Raw genomic sequence first — 17,671 nt, 5'->3', positions numbered from 1 at the left:
AACCGCACAAAGCGGTGAGTTCATCGAAGGGGTGGATGATCAGATGACACCTGAAGTTGGTCATTTCGCGCTGGCCTTGGCCTTGGCTCTGGCTCTTGTTCAAAGTGTATTGCCAATCCTCGGTGCCAAACGTCGGAATATTCTTTGGATGCAATCGGCCCGATGGTCCGCGTTTGGACAGGTGCTCTTCGTCACCGTTGCATTCCTTGCGCTCATGCAGGCATTCATCACCAGCGACTTTACGGTCAAGAATGTTGTTGAGAATTCGAATTCACTCAAACCGATGTTATATAAGGTGGCGGGCACATGGGGCAGCCATGAAGGCTCGCTTTTGCTCTGGACACTCATTTTGACGGTTTTCGGGGCTGCTGTTGCTTTGTTTGGATCCAATATTCCGCAAGCACTGAAGGCGCGAACGCTGTCGGTACAGGCATGGATCAGTGTCGGCTTTCTGACCTTCATGCTGTTTACGTCCAACCCTTTTGATCGCGTCTTCCCGCCACCCAGCGACGGCCACGACCTTAACCCGCTGCTGCAGGATGTTGGCCTCGCGATGCATCCACCGCTCCTTTATTTTGGATATGTCGGGTTTTCGATTGTTTTCTCTTTTGCCGTTGCAGCCCTTATCGAAGGACGGGTGGATGCCGCCTGGGCGCGGTGGGTGCGTCCGTGGACACTGGCCGCCTGGATGAGCCTGACCGCGGGCATCGCCTTGGGGTCTTGGTGGGCCTATTACGAGCTTGGCTGGGGCGGCTGGTGGTTCTGGGATCCTGTCGAAAACGTCAGTTTCATGCCCTGGCTGATGGGCACGGCACTGCTGCATTCCGCAATCGTGACAGAAAAAAGAGACGCCTTCAAAAGCTGGACAATTCTCCTCGCGATCCTGACCTTTTCCCTGTCCCTCTTGGGAACGTTTGTCGTCAGGTCGGGGCTGCTGACCTCTGTGCATGCATTTGCGGTTGATCCCGAAAGAGGCCTCTACATTCTGGGACTGCTGGCGGTGTCAATCGGTGGCTCGCTCGCGCTATTTGCATGGCGCGCGCCGATGATGGAGCCGGGTGGGCTGTTCAAACCGATCAGCCGTGAAGCGGGCCTGTTGGTAAACAATCTGATTCTGACAACGGCCACTGGCGTCGTCCTTTTTGGTACATTGTACCCTCTGTTCTACGAAGCAATGACAGGCGGCGAAAAGCTGTCGGTAGGCCCGCCATTTTTCAATGCTGCGTTCATTCCGGTCATGTTGCCGCTTGTCTTTGCAATGGGGTGTGGACCCTTCTTGTCGTGGAAGCGCGCGGATTTGCCGGGCGTCCTGCAACGTCTGCGCTTTGTCGCCCTTCTTGCCGTTCTGGGGACGCTTGCGGTCTGGTATTTGGCGGAAGGTGGCCCGGTGTTGGGCTATCTGTCTCTGATGCTCGCCTTTTGGCTGTTCATGGCGACGGTGCGGGAATGGACGATGCGGATCAAGCTGTTTGAGGGCCCGGTTTCAACATCCTGGCGCCGGGCTTCAAATCTGCCCAGATCTGCGCATGGCATGACGTTGGCTCACGCAGGTCTTGCTGTTGCCATGTTCGGATTCATTGGCTCAACAGTTTGGAAATCCGAGGAAATTATGTTTGTCCAGCCCGGCGCTGACATCAGTATCGGCGGGTTTGATGTGAGGTTCAACGGAGTCGAACGGGTGCGTGGGCCCAATTACTTTGCGGATCGCGGTGAATTGACCGTTTCGAGGGATGGAAAATACTTGACCGATCTCTTCCCGGAGCGGCGGACTTACCCGGTTGCTCAAAGCACCACGACCGAGAGCGCGATACGCTCCACACTGGCAGGAGATCTCTATACGTCCATCGCGAACCCGGCCTCGGAGGACGCCAGTACACAAGGCGCATGGACTCTTCGAATTCTGTATGAACCTTTGGTCAATTTCATCTGGATCGGGTCTGCGATGCTTGTTCTAGGCGGCGGTCTTTCGCTGTCGGATCGTCGGCTGCGCGTCGGTGCACCTCGTCGCAAAGCAGCTGTGACCGCTCGGGTTCCGGCAGAGTAACGATGGGACGTATACTGGCATTCATCCCGCTCGCGATCGCGGCGGTATTTGGCGGGTTCTTCCTATGGGGGCTTAACCCCGATCGGGATCCAAACAACATTCCATCTGTTTTGATCTCCCAGCCTGCGCCCCAGTTCGATCTGGCTGCCATTGAGGGGCTGGAGACGCCCGGCTTGTCCCGCGCCGATCTCGTGGATAACGCCGGACCGGTCATCGTGAATGTGTTTGCTTCGTGGTGCGTACCCTGCCGGGCGGAGCATGGCATACTGACCCAAATGGTCGAAAAAGATGGGCTGAGGCTGTTCGGTATCAACTACAAGGACAAGCCGGAAGATGCGACAAAATGGCTGGCGGAGCTTGGCAATCCCTATGAAAGGATTGGCTCAGACTTGAGTGGAAGGGCTGGCATTGAATGGGGCCTGTCGGGCGTACCCGAGACGTTCATTGTCGGACCCGACGGAACTGTGTTGTTCAGATACGTGGGGCCTGTTGTTGGTGATGAAGCCATTGCTAGGTTCAGAGAGGCGCTCGAACAGGCAGGCGCATTGCCGAGGGGGCAGAACGGATGAGGCATGTGATCATCGCGCTTTTTTTGCTTCTTCCGGTGATGGCCTTTGCGGTCGAGCCGGACGAGATGTTGCAGGATCTGGTGCTTGAAGAGCGCGCGCGGGTGATTTCAAAGGAACTGCGCTGCGTCGTCTGTCAAAATCAGGATATCGACAGCTCCAATGCTGGCGTTGCGCGGGATTTGCGGATTTTGGTGCGTGAAAGGTTGGTCGCTGGCGACAGCGATGAAGAGGTCATCGCGTTTATTCATGCGCGCTATGGCGACTACGTTCTGATGCGCCCGCCTTTCAATGCCTCCACCCTGGCCCTTTGGTTGGCGCCCTTTGTTTTGGCTGTCGTTTCTCTCCTGGCGGGCTGGGCGATCATTTTGAGAAGCCGGCGCAAAGGCGTCGTGGCGGATTTTTCCGAAGTTGAGGAAGCCGAGATTGCGCGTTTCATCGACATTAACACTCCAAAGGACAATTGATGATCTGGTTGGTTTTTGCCGCACTGTCCACAATTGGACTGCTCTTTGTGGGACTACCGCTCCGACGCCGGTCAGAAATGACGTCGGTCATGGCGGATACAACCCCCGCCGTTCTCTTGGACCAATTGGATGAGGTCAAACGGGACCTGGAGCGCGGTGTCATTTCTGGCGCAGAGGCCACCGCGGCAGAACAGGAGATCAAGAGACGGATTCTCATGCAGTCGCGCAAGACTGCTCAGGCGACCAAGGAACTGACATCGGGTGGTCGCTTTGCCATTGTTCTGAGTGCTATGTTCGTTCCGGCCTTCGCATTCGGTTACTACGCGGTCATGGGATCACCGGAGATACCCGGCATTGCATTTTCCGAGCGGACAGCTGAACGTCAAGAGACGGCGAAAGTCGCAGATTTGACAAATCAGCTTTATGATCGGCTCACGACTGATCCCTCCGGAGGACCGTCAGAAGGCTGGATGCTTCTGGGACAAACCTATTCCAGAATGGGTCGGTTCGCAGATGCTGCCGAGGCCTTCGGGATTGTCGCCAAACGACCAGAAGCCACTTCGGCCGTTTTCTCCATGCTTGCAGAGGCCCTTATCTCGGCAGAGCAAGGTGTTGTGACACCGGCTGCGGTGACCGCAATCGAGCATGCGATGGAACTGGACCCGTCCAATCCCGCGGCGGTCTTCTACAAGGCAGTCGCATTGAGACAGAAGGGCGACATCGCGCAGGCACATGACTTGCTGGTAAGACGACTGAACAACGCGGACAGTTTCTATCCCTGGATGGAAAGCTTTGTTGCTGAAGCAAACCGAATTGGCACCGAGATCGGCAGAGCCCCGATCTCGCTGGCTAATTTTGCCCCGATGGTCAATGCGCCTGGGCCTACTCAAGAAGATATTGAAAACGCGCAAGATCTGACAGTGGAAGAGAGGCAGGCGTTCATCATGTCGATGGTTGAACGGCTGGCTGCGCGTCTCCAAGACGAGCCGGACGACCTTGACGGGTGGATGCGGCTTGGCAACGCTTACTCCGTCTTGGGCGATAGAGAACAGGCAATCGTCGCACTTGAACGTGCTGAAATACTGTTATCAGAAGCTCCGCAAAACGATCCGCGGCGGCAAACTCTAAAAGAGGCACTGGCCAGGATGCGCCAATAGCATCTTTCCAGACCTGTTTTCGTGCTCATGCATCGAAAAGCGCATCAATGATGGCACAGTCGGGTGCCGCATCGCCCGTGCAGCGCGCGACGGTTTCCGATAGGACGCGTTCTATCCGTGTCAGATCGGCTATTTTTGCGCGCACTTCTCCGAGATGTACTTCGGCCATGGCTTGGACTTCGGCGCAGGTCTGGATCCGATTATCAACCAAGCCCAGCAACCCGCGAACCTCTTCTAGCGAGAAACCGAGATCTCGGGACCGCATGACGAACTTCAATCGTCGGACATGGGTATCATCGTAGCTTCGATAGCCCTTCGTACTGCGCGGCGGGTCCGGCATGATGCCGATTTTCTCATAATAGCGAATGGTTTCCAGGTTGCAGCCCGTCGCTCGTGCCAAATCACCCCGCCGAATTGATCTCACGCTTGTGTTACTCATTTCAAAAAAAACCCCCTTGAGCCTGTATCAACTACAGACCTTAGAACGGTGGAAACATCTGTTCAAGGAAGATTCGATGGAACAAAATTTGGCGGAACTTCCGCAATCTCGGTCGCAGAAAATTGGCGACGAAACCACCAAGGGATGGGGCGTGACCGGCCTCGGCGTCCTCGGTGCGCTGGCGATGACTTCTTGCTGCATCCTTCCATTGGTGCTGGTCAGCTTTGGCGTGACAGGCGTGTTCATCGCGCAGCTCGGAGCGCTCTATGCCTACAAATGGTACACCTTCGCGCTGAGCGCCGCGTTTTTGGGATACGGCTTCTACAAGGCTTACAAGCCTGTAGATGCCGAGGCCTGTGCCGATGGCACCTGCGCCCGCCCCATCGACCGCCGCATCATGCGCGCAACCCTCTGGGCCGCTTCCGCGATTGTCGCTGTTGCCATGATCTTTCCCTACATCACCCCCTTCATCCTGAAATTCTGAACGAGGACCAAGACCATGAAGCATCTTCTACTATCCGCCCTGACCATCGCCGCCCTCTCGACTCCGGCCCTCGCTGAAGAGCGCCAGGTCGAGATCGCCGTCAGCGAACTGACATGCCCGTCCTGTTCATTCATCGTCGCCAGCTCGATGCGTGGTGTTCCGTCGGTCGAGATCGCCGCATTCGAGGACGGCCCCGAATACGGGCAGGGTGTTTACAGCGTGACCTACGATGACGCCGAGACTTCCATCGAAAGCATCGTCGGCGCGGTGACAGCCAATGGCTATCCGGCGCAGGTGCTGCCCGACACAGCCTCCTAAGCCGTCTGCAATGCGTGACAATTTTATGGGTGGTCTACTGGCCTTCGCGGTAGCGGCTCCGGTCGTGGTCGTCTGCTGCGGCGGCGGGACTGCCGTGTTTGCGGCGTTGTTCGGCGGGATTGGTGCCTGGCTTTCAGGAATGAGCGGGATTGCCGTGCTGGTTTTAGCGGGTCTGACTTACCTGATCGTACGCGCACTGCGTCATTTGCAAATGAAACGCGCCTCCGGCCCCGACCCATCACAGAGAAAGACGGCTCCTTGACTGGCACACCTGAAAATTCCGACCGTCTGCTGAAATGGGGGCTTGGCGGTGCGCTCTTCGCCGCGCTCTGCTGCTTTACGCCGCTTTTGGTCGTCATCGTCGCTGGCGTCGGATTGTCGGCCCTCACGGGTTGGCTCGATTACGCGCTGTTCCCGCTGCTTTTTTTAAGCCTCGCAGTGGTGGCACAGGCCCTTTGGCTTCGCGCTGGCAAACCGGGTCCTGCCCCGAAACTTTGGGCCACCGGCCTCGCGGCAGCCCTGTCGATCCTGATCATTCTCTTTGAGTTCAGGTTCGCGATACGGATCACAATCGTCGTTTTCGCCGCCACAGCACTCTACGCGGTTCTCCTGAACCGCGCGCAAAGGAAAGGATCACCCTCATGATGATGGGATGTTGCACCGCCACTGGTATGTTCTTCGGCCTTCTTGGCATGCTGACACCGCTGATCGCCCTCGGTGCGGTCATCTATCTTCTCGCGGCTAAATCGAGAAATCACGAACTAGGTGAGGTACGCTGAGATGAAAGACTTAATCAAAGTCGGCGACGGCCAAGGCGGCTATGACCTGATCGTCCTCGGGGCGGGGTCGGCGGGGTTCTCCGCCGCAATTACAGGCGCGGATGCCGGGAAGCGTGTCGCCCTCGTGGGATATGGCACCATCGGCGGAACTTGCGTCAACGTGGGATGCGTGCCCTCCAAGGCGATGATCCGTGCGGCAGAGGCCGTGCACGGTGCGGGGGCTGCCAAGCGGTTCCCCGGCCTGTCGGGACGGGCACAAGTGGATGATTGGCAGACGCTCGTTCAGTCCAAAGACGATCTGGTCGCGACCCTGCGCCAGAAGAAATACGCGGACCTTCTGCCGGAATATGAGGGTGTTGATTACATCGACGCCGGTCCCGCGCGGCTGATCGAAGGTGGCGTGACAGTCGGTGAGCGAACCCTGAAAGCACCGAGGACCATCATCGCCACGGGCGGGCGTCCCGTCCTGCCGACCATCGACGGGATCGAGAAAATCGGCACGCTCGACAGCACCAGCCTTCTGGAACTCGAGGTGCTGCCGAAAAGCCTGATCTTCATCGGCGCGGGCTACATTGGCACGGAACTGGCCCAGATGATGAGCCGGATGGGCGTGAAGGTCACGCTTGTCGCCCGGTCGCACCTGCTGCCCGGCGCGGAACCAGAGGTCTCGGAGGCATTGGCGGCGGCGTTCGAGGCCGAAGGCATCACCCTTCTGACCGGGTTAAGCTACGACACTGTGCGCCGCGACGACGCGGGCGTGACACTGCGCGTGATCCAGAACGGTAAGCCTGTCGAAGTGACGGCGGATCACCTCGTTTCGACCGCTGGCAGGCGGGCCAATACCGAAGATATGGGCCTGGACGCAATCGGCGTGGAAACCGACGCGCGTGGGTCCATCGTCGTCGGCGAGGACATGCAGACATCGGTGCACGGCATCTATGCTGCGGGCGATGTGACCAACCGTGACCAGTTCGTCTATATGGCGGCCTATGGTGCAAAGCTCGCAGCCAAAAACGCAGTGCTTGGTGAGGACCATCGTTACGACAACGCCGCGATGCCCTGGGTCGTGTTTTCCGACCCGCAGGTCGCGGGCGTCGGTCCCAGTGAAACCCAGGCTCGGGACGCGGGCTTCGACGTCAAGACATCCATTGTGCCGCTCGATCAGGTGCCGCGCGCGCTGGCCGCACGCGACACGCGCGGATTGATCAAGCTGGTGGCGGACAGAAAGACCGACCGGCTGCTTGGTGGCCAGATCATCGCGCCCGGGGGGTCCGATACGATCCAGACCCTCGTCATGGCGCTGAAGTTCGGCATGACAACAAAGGCGCTCGGCGAGACGATCTTCCCGTATCTGACGACCGTGGAAGGGCTGAAGCTGGCGGCTCAAACCTTTGATATGGACGTGGCGAAGCTGAGCTGCTGCGCGGGATGACAGATCGGCAAAAAAATACTGGAGGCTCTGGCAACCACTACAGCGTGTTGCAAGATGCCTTAATTGAAAGCAAACCCGCTCCTTCCATCGTCGCAGGATACTTTTTGAACGCCCTTTCCAGACAGGCCCACCAGTCGGCAACCATCGGGTAGACGCACATTGTCGGCAGCGGCCCGTGTAACCGACGGAGGCTCTAACGGACAAATCCCGCCTGACGTCGAGCATCCGCCCAGGACAAGCAGACCGACGATGGTGGAACTGAGGGCCAGACGACGCTTAGCGCGAGCGTGCAATGTCCCGAGCAGGAACCTGTCCATCGCGGAATTCTGCATCCAATGTATCCTCTTGCGCCTGCTCATCTTTTGACCCGTGGCACGACTTTCCAATCAATTTGTGCATCACAACGTGTGCCCCGAGGCAGAGTGCGATCGGCGCAAAAAGCCCGACGTTGGTCCACAGACCGGCAATTGTACCCCCAGCGACAAAGAAGGCCGCGATCGGCAACAGCATGACGGCACAACAGACCACCATGCCATAGTGCATCAGTTTCGATGACCAGGTGGGTTTTTGGCTTTGAGTGTCAGACATGTAGCTCTCCAGACATTCTCGGACGTCTGTGCGACATTCCAGTGAGGTAAGGTCAAGGGTACATTTCGATACACTTGATCAGATGACGGTCTACGAATAGTTGTCCGGGTAAATCAGTCAGGTTGCCGAATTCAGCGCGTAAGACAAGACTGTCACACCGGGGATCGAGACCAGGCTGAAGAGCAGAGCTATATTCCTCGTTTTGGATTTGCTTGTATCAGACGTCTCGCCTGAACGTTTTGTCAGAACGGCCAGAAGCGCGATGAATGCGCCGGGCACAACGGCGTAGAGATACACGCCAGAGATGTTGTGAAAAATGAACGACCGCTCAAGCGTTGGTCCAACCACGCTTACTGCGGTTGCGCGATTGCCGCTGAAGGGGCCAAACAAGTCAGCCGACAGTACATAAACGAGAATGTGAATCGCGATGAAAGTGGCGCTTCGAAGGAGGCCATCCAGAACAATATACCCGATCTCCGAGCGGTCGGGATTATTCAACGTGTTATGTGCGAAGACAAACCCGATATAGTTGACAATAAATACAACCGGCAGCCCGTTTGTCATCACCTGACGCAGAAACCGCCCGAGCGCTGTGGAATTCGTCACGAGCATCGCCGCAAAATTGGGCGTGCTGACGACGTAGACAAACAGAAACGGCAGGATGCTTGCCATGCTCAGAAGGGATACGTTCCAACAAAACCTACCAAATGGCAGCGCGGGAGAATAGCTTTGTCGGAACGTATCGGGAGAAAGCACGTCAGCCGTGTGTCGCGAAAACCCGGGTCGATCCGTCCATAAGCACAAGCATCACATCATACGGATCGCCCCTGGTGCCCATACCGGGCGACCCCATAGGCATGCCCGGCGCTGTCACGCCGCGCGCCGCAGGCTTTTCCTGCAGCAACCGCGCGATGTCGGAGGCAGGCACGTGGCCCTCAACGAAGTAGCCACTCACAGAAGTCGTGTGACATCCGGCGAGCTCTGGCGCGATGCCGTATTTCTGCTTCAACACTTGAAGGGTGTCATAGTCGACGTCTTCAACTGATGCTTTGAACCCGGCAGAGATCATCTCATCAACCCACGCACCGCAGCAGCCGCAGGTCGGTGTTTTGGTTACCTGCAACATCGGGGTAGCAGTCTGTGACAATGCGGGACCTGCTGCAATCGCACTGGCGACCGTCAAGACAAATTGGCGTCTGTCCATTTCGAACTCCTTTTTCTCTTGGTTCTGATACTTGACATGCGTTCGGGAGTCGACCGGTAGACGTTGTTACATTTGGCTACAATCACGGGATGGGCGTTCCTGAGCCGGAATGTCTATAAAGACAATATGAAAGAGCAACCACGTATACTGGTCGTCGACGACCATTCAGAGATCAGAAAATCCGTAACAAGTTATCTGGAACGGAACGGACTACGTGCATCTGCGGCAGAGAATGCCGAACAGATGGACAGTAAGCTCGCAGAAGCCAATTTCGATCTCATCGTGTTGGATGTCATGATGCCGGGGGAAGACGGGTTGTCCGCGTGTCGGCGGCTGCGCAGGGAAGGACATACACCGATCCTGATGCTGACCGCATTGGGAGACGATGACAACCGCATAGCTGGCCTGGACGGCGGGGCGGACGACTACCTTGCGAAGCCCTTCAACCCCAAAGAACTGTTGGCGCGGATTAATGCAATTCTGCGACGAACGCAGCAAATCCCGCAGATCGACGACTTTGCCGGGAAGACAGTCAAATTTGCACATCTTGAGCTAGATGTCGACGGTCGCACTCTGATTGACCAAACTGGGTCCCGCACGCAACTCACGTCCGGGGAACTGAAATTGCTAACGCTGTTCCTCAAAAGGCCGAGGGCCGTCCTCGACAGAGACCACCTTCTTGAACTCAGCACAGGACGCATAGCGGGGCCTCTGGATCGAACAATAGACAATCAGGTGAGCCGATTGCGCAGGAAAATCGAGCAGGATGTATTGCGGCCCAGGGTCATCGCGACTGTGCGTAATGGTGGATACAGCCTGTCTTGCGATGTCGAGATATGCGCATGAAGATGTTACCACGGACGTTGCGCGCGCAGATTGCGCTTCTGGTCCTCGGCGTACTGTCCCTCGCACAGGCCCTAAGCCTGTGGTTCTTTGTTGATGAAAGATCGCTTGCCGTACAGGCTGCGATCGGCGCCGAAGCAGCGGCGCGCGCGGCAAACGTCGCTCAGTTGATTGAAGGGGCTCCCCCGGAACTGCACGCGCAGATCATTCGCGCTGCGACCTCACCGCTTGTGCGTTTCGATCTGGCAAATGCTCCAACGGTCCCCCATGGAGATCATGATGAAGGCGGGGCGGTTGAGGCACGGATCCGGGCATTGCTGGGAGAGAGTTACAGCCGTGATATTCGGGTTGAGGTTCATGAAATTGAAGGAGGCCTGCTGCCACTTCCAAATCTGTCACCGGAAATGGCAGATATGCATGCTGAAATGATGCAAGGCAGGCTTGCTGCCATTGAAATGGAGCTTTCTATTGCATTGGCAGGTGGAAGTTGGCTCAACGTCGGTACGCGATTTGAAAGGCCGCCGCTGCAATCATCCCTCGCCTCCAACATATCATTTGCTGTGACTGCGGGCCTTCTCTTGGTTGCCAGTTTCTGGTTTCTTCTCTCCAGATTGACCGGCCCACTCAACAACCTGGCAAACGCATCCGAACGCTTGGGGCGTGGTGCCGGAGAGGGGGACTTGCCGGTTGTGGGACCGAAGGAAGTGCAAGACCTGACCCATGCGTTCAATACTATGCAGGATCGCCTGACGCGTTTTGTCAGTGACCGAACCCAGATGCTTGCGGCGCTTGCGCACGATCTCCGGTCCCCTCTGACCGCCCTTCGCGTGCGGGCAGAGATGGTAGATGATGAGGATACACGCGCATCCTTAGTAACATCGAGCGAAGAGATGCAACAAATGGTCGATGCAACTCTGGATTTCGCGAAGGGTGTGGGCCAGCATGAAGACGTCCAATCCATTGATCTTCATGATCTGATTACCGGTATGGGGTTGGACAAGGTTCAAATGAACAGCGAAGGGCCCCTGATCGCATCTGTGAAGCCAAGTGCGATGCGGCGCGCCATGAGAAACCTGATTGAGAACGCGATCCGCTATGGGAACGAGGCCAGAGTATCTTGGGAAAGGTCGGGCGATGAGGTAGTGATCGCCGTTGACGACAATGGGCCCGGCATCCCCGAAAATCAACTAGAGGCCGTCTTCGGGCCTTATGTCCGACTTGAGACGTCGCGATCACAAGAAACGGGCGGTCATGGTTTGGGGCTGTCAATTGCGCGAAGTATCGTCCTTGAGCACGGCGGTTCCATTTTGTTGAAAAATCGCGTTGATGCGGGGCTCCGCGCAGAAATCACGCTGCCAATCAGGCCGGGTGCCGGCACCTCGCGACAAGAGTCTCTTTCGCCACGTATAGCGCATGCTATTACTAACCTCAAAACACAATAATTTCCCAAGGTACGTATATGAAACGAAGACATTTTCTGACGTCTGTTATTGCTCTTTCCGTGTGCGGAAAAACAGCATTTGCTCATAGTGACGCAGAGCATGATCGCCGCATCGGACCATCTGTCGTGCCTCCTGAGCATTTGCCGCGCGAAGTTGAGTATTCCGAGGCAGGGAAGCCGGGAGAAATACATGTCGATCCGAACCAGTTCGCGTTGTTTTGGACTTTGCCGAACCATCGGGCGGTCAGGTACACGGTCGGAATTGGCAGGGAAGGCCTCTATGAATCCGGCGAGTTCTATGTCGCGCGCAAGCAAAAGTGGCCGCGCTGGACGCCGACACCTGCAATGATAAGCAGAGAGCCGGGCCGATATCTTCGTTTTGCCGGCGGTGTTCCTGGGGGACTAAAAAATCCACTGGGTGCAAGAGCGTTGTACCTCTTTCAACCGGGTCGAGGAGACACATACCTAAGGATTCACGGAACCACGGACCCGAAGACGATCGGTCGACGCGTCTCGAACGGTTGCGCGAGGCTTACGAACAACCAAATTGTCGAGTTATACGAGCAAGTCCCGATCCAGACGCGTGTTGTGCTCAAACCTTTCGCCACGTGAGAATAGCAAAAACGCTCACAGAGCCTTGATAGCGATACATATAGTTACAAAAAACCAACCGCCCAGCTATTCAGGGAAACCATGCGATTGGGTAATCTAACAAGGAAGCAGGTACCCTAATCGAGGTTGGTCCCATGACCCGCAAACAAACAGTTTTGACACGTCGCGCATTCTCTACCGGGGTAGGGGCGGCAGCATTCGCAGCGCCTTCTATTCTAGGCGCGCAAGAACAAGCTCCGGTTCGGCGCAACATGTCTTCGTTCCGAACGCATGCTTGGCAGGATCACTTTGATCGGCTCGGAAATGGCATCATTATTTCGGATACGGTTTCACGTGTTCTGCAACATTGGACCGCAGACGGCGAAATGCGTATCTATCCAACGTCCGTGCCGATGACAGACGAGCTAACGCGGCGCGGATACACCGAAATCATCTTCAAGGATCCAGAGCCGGACTGGGCGCCAACACCGTCCATGCTTGAAAGAGACCCCACTCTGCCATCCTATGTGCCCCCCGGACCGGAAAACCCTTTGGGCATCCGGGCCATGCATTTGACATGGCAGTATTACAGAATCCACGGGACAAACGATACACGCAAGATCGGGCGGCGCTCATCAAACGGCTGCATTGGTCTGTTTAACGAACAAATCATCGAAGTGTATGACCGGACGCCAGTTGGCACTCAAGTCAAGCTAATCTGATGGCGAGATCCGGCATTTTCATCGCGGCGGTCCTGGTTGTCGGGGGGCGCCTGTGATCTGGCAGCAGTTGCAGCCGGTCGAAAGCTTCATAAACAGCGGCGTGAAAATGGCTGTTGAATATGTGCGGGAACTGCAGCGTGCAAACGGGATCAACTAATGGAGTGCTGGAAATGCGAATAAAGGTTTGGATCACATCCACGGTCATTGCGACGATCGGCGTCGCGGCTTGGGCGCATACTGGGGCAACGGGTGTTGTCCTCGAGCGCATGCAAGGCATGTCTGCGATGGGAGAATCCATCAAGACACTCACCCCGATGATGCGGGGTCAAGTTCCATACGATGCCGATCTGGTACGTCGTGAGGCAGACGCAATGGTCGGGCATTCGGGTGAACAGATGGCACGGCTGTTTCCCGAGGGGTCGGGTGGGGGCGTGTCCAAAGCGTTGCCGTCAGTGTGGGAAGACAGCGAACAGTTCGCGGCCCTCGCGGAAGACCTGAAAACAGCCGCAGAAGGATTGAAGTTAAGCGCAGGTAATGGGCTGGCCACAGCACAAAGCAACGACAGTGGATCAATGATGGGCGGCACAACCGGCGGGATGATGGGCGGTGGCGCTGCCTCCATGATGGGTGGAGGTATGATGGGATCGAACCAGGTCATGACGGGCGAGATGTTTGCCAACATGCCCGCAGACGCGGCGTTCACAATGGTTGCTCAGACATGTTCGGCCTGTCATCAGAAATTCCGCAAAGAAGACGAGTAAGCAAATGCGCTGGTGGCATTGGATTATTGGCGCGGGGTGCGTCGGTGGGATCGGAGTTGTCGCGGCAACGATAGCCTGGCCGATCGGAGCATCCGAGACAGAGATAAGTCTGGCCGGGGATGTTGAACGGGGATCGTATTTGGCACGGGCCAGCGGTTGTATCGCGTGCCACACACACTTTGAATCCGGAGGTGCCCCGCTGGCCGGGGGTGCCCCTCTCAAGACAGACTTTGGCACCTTTTACCCGCCAAATCTTACAACCGACGCGGAACATGGAATGGGAAACTGGACCGTGGCAGACTTCGCAAAAGCAGTGAGGCAGGGTATCTCTCCTGACGGCGATCCCTATTATCCGACCTTCACGTATCCGTTTTATGCAAATTTCACGGATCAGGACATTGCTGACCTGTGGGCCGCATTCCAGACCGTGCCAGCCGTGAACGTGCCAGCGCCGGCCCACGACGTCCCTTTTCCGTTCGATCAACGATGGGGGATGAAGCTTTGGAGAGCGGCGTTTTTGACGGAACCCTTTACGGCACCCGAAGCCGACAAAAGCGACGTCTGGAACCGGGGCAAGCTGCTGGTTAACGGTGCCGCACATTGCTCTGCCTGTCATACGACGCGGAACGTTGTAGGTGCACGCATTGTGGCTGAACGGTTTTCGGGCAACGATGCCCTGCCTGGAGGCGGCAAGGCCCCATCGATCCGTTCCGGCGATCTTTTGTCAGAAGGTTGGACAGTAGACGATCTGGCTTATGCATTGCGATCTGGCATCACGCCTTCGGGTGATGTCTTTGGAGGATCAATGGCCGAAGTTGTACGCTATGGAACGAGCTTCCTAAGCGATGCAGACCTGACCGCGATGGCCACCTACCTTATGGACAACGATATATAGCACTGGAAATCAACAGATGATCACGCTCAATCGACGCCAGTTTCTCGCCACATCCAGCGCATTTGCCGGGATGTCAGCCTCTGCTGGTTTCGCCAATTCACCGCCAACCAACCTGATTGCACAAGAGAGCGACGTGCAGTTGCTGCCTGGTGACTATGGCAAAACTTCGCTTTGGTGCTTTGACGGGAGTTCACCGGGCCCGGAAATCCGTGTCGCCCAAGGTGGTCGGGTGCAGCGCAGATTGGTCAATCGGTTTTCCCAAGGAACTTCAACGCACTGGCACGGAATCCGGATCGACAACGCCATGGATGGCGTTTCGGGCCTGACGCAGGATGCCGTCCAGCCAGGGGATGCCTTCGACTATGACTTTTTTGTCCCGGACGCTGGCACCTACTGGTATCACGCGCATAACCGTTCGTTGGAACAGGTGGCCAGGGGACTCTATGGCGCCCTGATCGTTGAAGAAGCGGAGGCCCTCGATATTGATCGGGAGGAGGTTTTGATACTTGATGATTGGCGCATCAATCCCGAAACCGCCCAGATCCAGAATGACTTTGGTGCGCCTCGTGATCTCAGCCACGCGGGAAGGCTCGGAAACCTGATTACGACCAACGGGACTTTTAATCTCGCTTTGTCTGCGCGCAGGAATGAACGCCTGCGTCTGCGGCTCGTCAATGCCTCCAACGCGCGCAATTTCCAGTTGGGCTTGGATGGACTCGACGGGTGGTTGGTCGCCCTTGATGGGATGCCGTTGACTGCACCGTTGAAGGTAACTGACACCATGACCCTTGCACCGGCCCAACGTATTGACCTGATCGTCGATGTAGCGGCAAACGTCGGAGAAACGGCCCATATCGTTCAGGTTGGTCGCGAAGAGACTTTTAGCCAGGTCGCTTTCGAGGTCGAGGAAGGTGGCACCGTAAACCGCAGGGATGCGCCCGCGGCCCTGCCTCCGAATGACCACGCAATGGTTGATCTGCAGGACGCCACAACGCTCAGTCTGAGTATGGAAGGGGGCGCGATGGGCCGTTTGAGTTCCGCGTCTCTTGGTGGGGAAATCAAGCCGATGGGCGAGCTTGTTCAAGCCGGGTATTTCTGGTCGTTCAACGGGAAGGTTGACGGTATCGACGGCGAACCTTTCGCGCGATTGGACCGAGGGCAGAATGTGCGTTTGAAGATGGTGAACGATACGGTTTTCCCACATGCCATGCACCTGCATGGTATGCACTTTCATGAAGTGGCAGAGGATGGCACGCTCGGACCACTACGTGATACCACGCTCCTTGAACGCGGAGAGACGCGTGAAGTCGCGTTCGTGGCGGACAATCCTGGCCAGTGGCTGCTGCATTGCCATATGTTGTCACATGCGGCCTCGGGCATGATGACCAAGATCGTTGTTGGATGATGACCCGATCTGCATATCTCGGGCTTGGACTTGCGGGTGTCGCGGCGGTTGCGGCCTTCCTTTGGACTGAAATCGGCGACGCGCCCCTTTCGTCAAACTCCGCGAGCGCCGGCCCGGTCGACATAGCCGCAGGTGAGATCCTTTACGCGGAAAACTGCGCCGCGTGCCATGGTGCAAACCTAGAGGGCGAGGAAGACTGGCGCACGCCGCGCGAAGATGGAAGCCTGCCAGCTCCTCCGCACGACGCGACCGGACATACATGGCATCATCCTGACAGCATGCTTTTTACCTACACCAAGCAAGGGGGCCAGGCGACGCTCGCCGCGCAAGGCATTGAATTCAACAGCGGCATGCCGGGTTTCGGCGAACAACTGAGCGACGAGGACATCTGGAACATCCTCGCATACATCAAATCAATCTGGCCGGAGCGTGAACGCGCCGCGCAGGCCGATCGAACGGCACAGGACATAGCGTCAAAAGGAGACGGGTAATGAAGAGATTTTTAGCCACCGCTGCACTTGTGATGCTTCCCATAGCTGCGATGGCAGACGGCCTTGACGAAAACCGGATCAAGGAACTTGTGCTGGAAGCCATCCGCGAAAATCCGGGCATTGTATTCGAGGCCGCCCAATTGTTCGAAGAGCAGCAACAAGCTTTGCAGGCGCAAGCCGCAGCGGAGGTTCTCGATACTGAAAAAGCCACGCTTGAAAATGATCCAAACGCACCTGTTCTGGGCAATCCGGAGGGCGATGTCACGGTTGTGGAATTCTTCGATTACAACTGCCCATATTGCCGTAGGGTCAAACCTGAAATGGAGGCACTGCTTGCCGCCGATCCCAACGTCAGGGTCGTGTATCGAGAGTGGCCGATTTTGGGGGAGGGTTCGGTGTTTGCCGCCCGCGCGGCATTGGCTTCGCGCAATCAGGGCAAGTATGAAGAATTCCACTGGGCGATGATGCAGTTAAAGCAACGCGCTGAGGAAGCCACGATTATTCGCGTTGCGGAAGACATCGGCCTCGATGTTGCACAGCTGCGTCGCGACATGACCGCACCGGAAATTGAAGAGCACATTCAAACTTCCATGCGGCTTGCGCAGTCGCTGGGGTTCAGTGGCACACCTTCATTCGTGATCGGCGACAGTCTTGCGCCGGGTCTGATTCAGGCGGACCAGATGATTGAACTTGTCGATCAGGCCCGGGCCGCCGAATAAGGACAAGCCTACGCGGCTGAAGCGTCGTAGCCTGCGTCAACGATGGCTTGCCGCACGGCGGCTTGTTCCAATGTGCTTTGGACAGTGACGAGGCAATGGTCCAGATCGGTCGCAATGACGCCCGATGGGTCTTTCGCCTTGATACCGCTTTCGATGGCGGATGTGCAGTGTTCACAGGTCATTTTCGGGACGGAAAAAATCATGAGGGTCTCCATTTGCAACGCGACCTGACTGTTGCTGATTCCACTGGCGGGAAGGTCAAGACACTTTTGACCGCAAAAAAATTCAGTTTCCCTCTTGAGCTTCCCGCAACTGGAAGCTTTAG

Annotated in this window: 23 protein-coding genes; 18 read left to right on the top strand and 5 right to left on the bottom strand. The window is 56.8% G+C overall.

Translation table 11 applies throughout. The features are described 5' to 3' along the window. The first annotated feature begins 43 nt into the window (after nt 1-43). From QO231_RS21715 to ccmI, 4 genes are read left to right on the top strand one after another with little or no spacing between them, the layout of a single operon-like run. Nucleotides 44-2,044, top strand: coding sequence for a heme lyase CcmF/NrfE family subunit (locus QO231_RS21715; RefSeq protein ID WP_316781556.1), 2,001 nt, complete (start codon nt 44-46; stop codon nt 2,042-2,044). 2 nt (nt 2,045-2,046) lie between these two features. After that, a complete protein-coding gene (locus QO231_RS21710; RefSeq protein ID WP_121027741.1) occupies nt 2,047-2,613 on the top strand; it encodes a DsbE family thiol:disulfide interchange protein in 567 nt (188 codons plus the stop codon). After that, entirely contained in the window at nt 2,610-3,077 is a 468-nt protein-coding gene (locus QO231_RS21705; RefSeq protein WP_121027738.1) for a cytochrome c-type biogenesis protein, read from the top strand. Before QO231_RS21710 ends, QO231_RS21705 begins: the two co-directional genes overlap by 4 nt. After that, the gene (ccmI, locus tag QO231_RS21700) at nt 3,077-4,234 is read left to right on the top strand and encodes a c-type cytochrome biogenesis protein CcmI (protein WP_121027735.1); all 1,158 of its coding nucleotides are present in this window, start codon (nt 3,077-3,079) and stop codon (nt 4,232-4,234) included. The genes QO231_RS21705 and ccmI overlap by 1 nt, the downstream gene beginning before the upstream one ends. 25 nt (nt 4,235-4,259) lie before the next feature. Here ccmI and QO231_RS21695 read toward each other — a convergent pair whose 3' ends face one another. Continuing rightward, entirely contained in the window at nt 4,260-4,634 is a 375-nt protein-coding gene (locus tag QO231_RS21695; protein ID WP_449421123.1) for a MerR family transcriptional regulator, read from the bottom strand. Between the two features lie 115 nt (nt 4,635-4,749). Here QO231_RS21695 and QO231_RS21690 point away from each other — a divergent pair, with 115 nt between their 5' ends. From QO231_RS21690 to merA, 5 genes are all read left to right on the top strand, one after another. Continuing rightward, complete coding sequence (locus tag QO231_RS21690) at nt 4,750-5,157, top strand: mercuric transporter MerT family protein (RefSeq protein ID WP_235183693.1); 408 nt, start codon at nt 4,750-4,752, stop codon at nt 5,155-5,157. A 15-nt stretch (nt 5,158-5,172) separates the two neighbouring features. After that, a complete protein-coding gene (locus QO231_RS21685; protein ID WP_121027733.1) occupies nt 5,173-5,475 on the top strand; it encodes a heavy-metal-associated domain-containing protein in 303 nt (100 codons plus the stop codon). Nucleotides 5,476-5,485: 10 nt separating this feature from the next. Beyond that, nucleotides 5,486-5,737 (top strand): hypothetical protein, encoded by a 252-nt coding sequence (locus tag QO231_RS21680; protein ID WP_316781546.1) that lies wholly within the window; start codon nt 5,486-5,488, stop codon nt 5,735-5,737. Then, nucleotides 5,734-6,120: a mercury resistance system transport protein MerF gene (gene merF / locus QO231_RS21675; RefSeq protein ID WP_121027727.1), complete on the top strand. Its 387-nt coding sequence runs from the start codon at nt 5,734-5,736 to the stop codon at nt 6,118-6,120. The genes QO231_RS21680 and merF overlap by 4 nt, the downstream gene beginning before the upstream one ends. A 135-nt stretch (nt 6,121-6,255) precedes the next feature. Beyond that, a complete protein-coding gene (gene merA, locus QO231_RS21670; protein WP_121027724.1) occupies nt 6,256-7,686 on the top strand; it encodes a mercury(II) reductase in 1,431 nt (476 codons plus the stop codon). Nucleotides 7,687-7,962: 276 nt separating this feature from the next. On the opposite strand, the gene QO231_RS21665 is transcribed toward merA, so the two are convergent. The 3 genes from QO231_RS21665 to QO231_RS21655 form a co-directional block, all read right to left on the bottom strand. Next, nucleotides 7,963-8,274, bottom strand: coding sequence for a DUF2933 domain-containing protein (locus QO231_RS21665; RefSeq protein WP_058314104.1), 312 nt, complete (start codon nt 8,272-8,274; stop codon nt 7,963-7,965). A gap of 117 nt (nt 8,275-8,391) precedes the next feature. Further along, complete coding sequence (locus QO231_RS21660; protein ID WP_316781541.1) at nt 8,392-8,946, bottom strand: hypothetical protein; 555 nt, start codon at nt 8,944-8,946, stop codon at nt 8,392-8,394. Between the two features lie 85 nt (nt 8,947-9,031). Continuing rightward, on the bottom strand, nt 9,032-9,478 hold the full coding sequence (locus QO231_RS21655) for a DUF411 domain-containing protein (RefSeq protein WP_058314103.1): 447 nt from the start codon (nt 9,476-9,478) through the stop codon (nt 9,032-9,034). Nucleotides 9,479-9,604: 126 nt separating this feature from the next. Between QO231_RS21655 and QO231_RS21650 the strand changes: the two genes are divergently transcribed. The 9 genes from QO231_RS21650 (at nt 9,605) to QO231_RS21610 (ending at nt 17,346) form a co-directional block, all read left to right on the top strand. Further along, nucleotides 9,605-10,324: a response regulator gene (locus QO231_RS21650; protein WP_121027721.1), complete on the top strand. Its 720-nt coding sequence runs from the start codon at nt 9,605-9,607 to the stop codon at nt 10,322-10,324. Next, on the top strand, nt 10,321-11,763 hold the full coding sequence (locus QO231_RS21645; RefSeq protein ID WP_121027991.1) for an ATP-binding protein: 1,443 nt from the start codon (nt 10,321-10,323) through the stop codon (nt 11,761-11,763). The genes QO231_RS21650 and QO231_RS21645 overlap by 4 nt, the downstream gene beginning before the upstream one ends. A gap of 17 nt (nt 11,764-11,780) precedes the next feature. Further along, nucleotides 11,781-12,374 carry a L,D-transpeptidase gene (locus QO231_RS21640; RefSeq protein WP_072629813.1) on the top strand — a complete coding sequence of 198 codons (594 nt, stop codon included), beginning with the start codon at nt 11,781-11,783 and terminating at the stop codon, nt 12,372-12,374. A 134-nt stretch (nt 12,375-12,508) separates the two neighbouring features. Next, on the top strand, nt 12,509-13,075 hold the full coding sequence (locus QO231_RS21635) for a L,D-transpeptidase (RefSeq protein ID WP_121027718.1): 567 nt from the start codon (nt 12,509-12,511) through the stop codon (nt 13,073-13,075). Nucleotides 13,076-13,245: 170 nt separating this feature from the next. Beyond that, a complete protein-coding gene (locus tag QO231_RS21630) occupies nt 13,246-13,836 on the top strand; it encodes a c-type cytochrome (protein WP_316781531.1) in 591 nt (196 codons plus the stop codon). A 4-nt stretch (nt 13,837-13,840) separates the two neighbouring features. Continuing rightward, nucleotides 13,841-14,731, top strand: a complete 891-nt coding sequence (locus QO231_RS21625) for a c-type cytochrome (protein WP_121027712.1) — start codon at nt 13,841-13,843, stop codon at nt 14,729-14,731. A 16-nt stretch (nt 14,732-14,747) separates the two neighbouring features. Next, nucleotides 14,748-16,136: a multicopper oxidase family protein gene (locus tag QO231_RS21620; RefSeq protein WP_121027709.1), complete on the top strand. Its 1,389-nt coding sequence runs from the start codon at nt 14,748-14,750 to the stop codon at nt 16,134-16,136. Beyond that, nucleotides 16,136-16,627 (top strand): c-type cytochrome, encoded by a 492-nt coding sequence (locus tag QO231_RS21615; RefSeq protein ID WP_425439448.1) that lies wholly within the window; start codon nt 16,136-16,138, stop codon nt 16,625-16,627. The genes QO231_RS21620 and QO231_RS21615 overlap by 1 nt, the downstream gene beginning before the upstream one ends. Continuing rightward, nucleotides 16,627-17,346, top strand: a complete 720-nt coding sequence (locus QO231_RS21610; RefSeq protein WP_072629808.1) for a DsbA family protein — start codon at nt 16,627-16,629, stop codon at nt 17,344-17,346. Before QO231_RS21615 ends, QO231_RS21610 begins: the two co-directional genes overlap by 1 nt. A gap of 8 nt (nt 17,347-17,354) precedes the next feature. Here QO231_RS21610 and QO231_RS21605 read toward each other — a convergent pair. Then, nucleotides 17,355-17,671, bottom strand: a 317-nt coding sequence (locus QO231_RS21605; protein WP_316781527.1) for a heavy-metal-associated domain-containing protein, incomplete at its 5' end; no start/stop codon positions are given.

Source organism: Sedimentitalea todarodis (assembly GCF_032595355.1).
In the GTDB taxonomy this organism is placed as follows: domain Bacteria; phylum Pseudomonadota; class Alphaproteobacteria; order Rhodobacterales; family Rhodobacteraceae; genus Sedimentitalea; species Sedimentitalea todarodis.
Note: the sequence above shows the minus strand (reverse complement) of the source record. Positions and strands in the feature narration are given on the sequence as shown.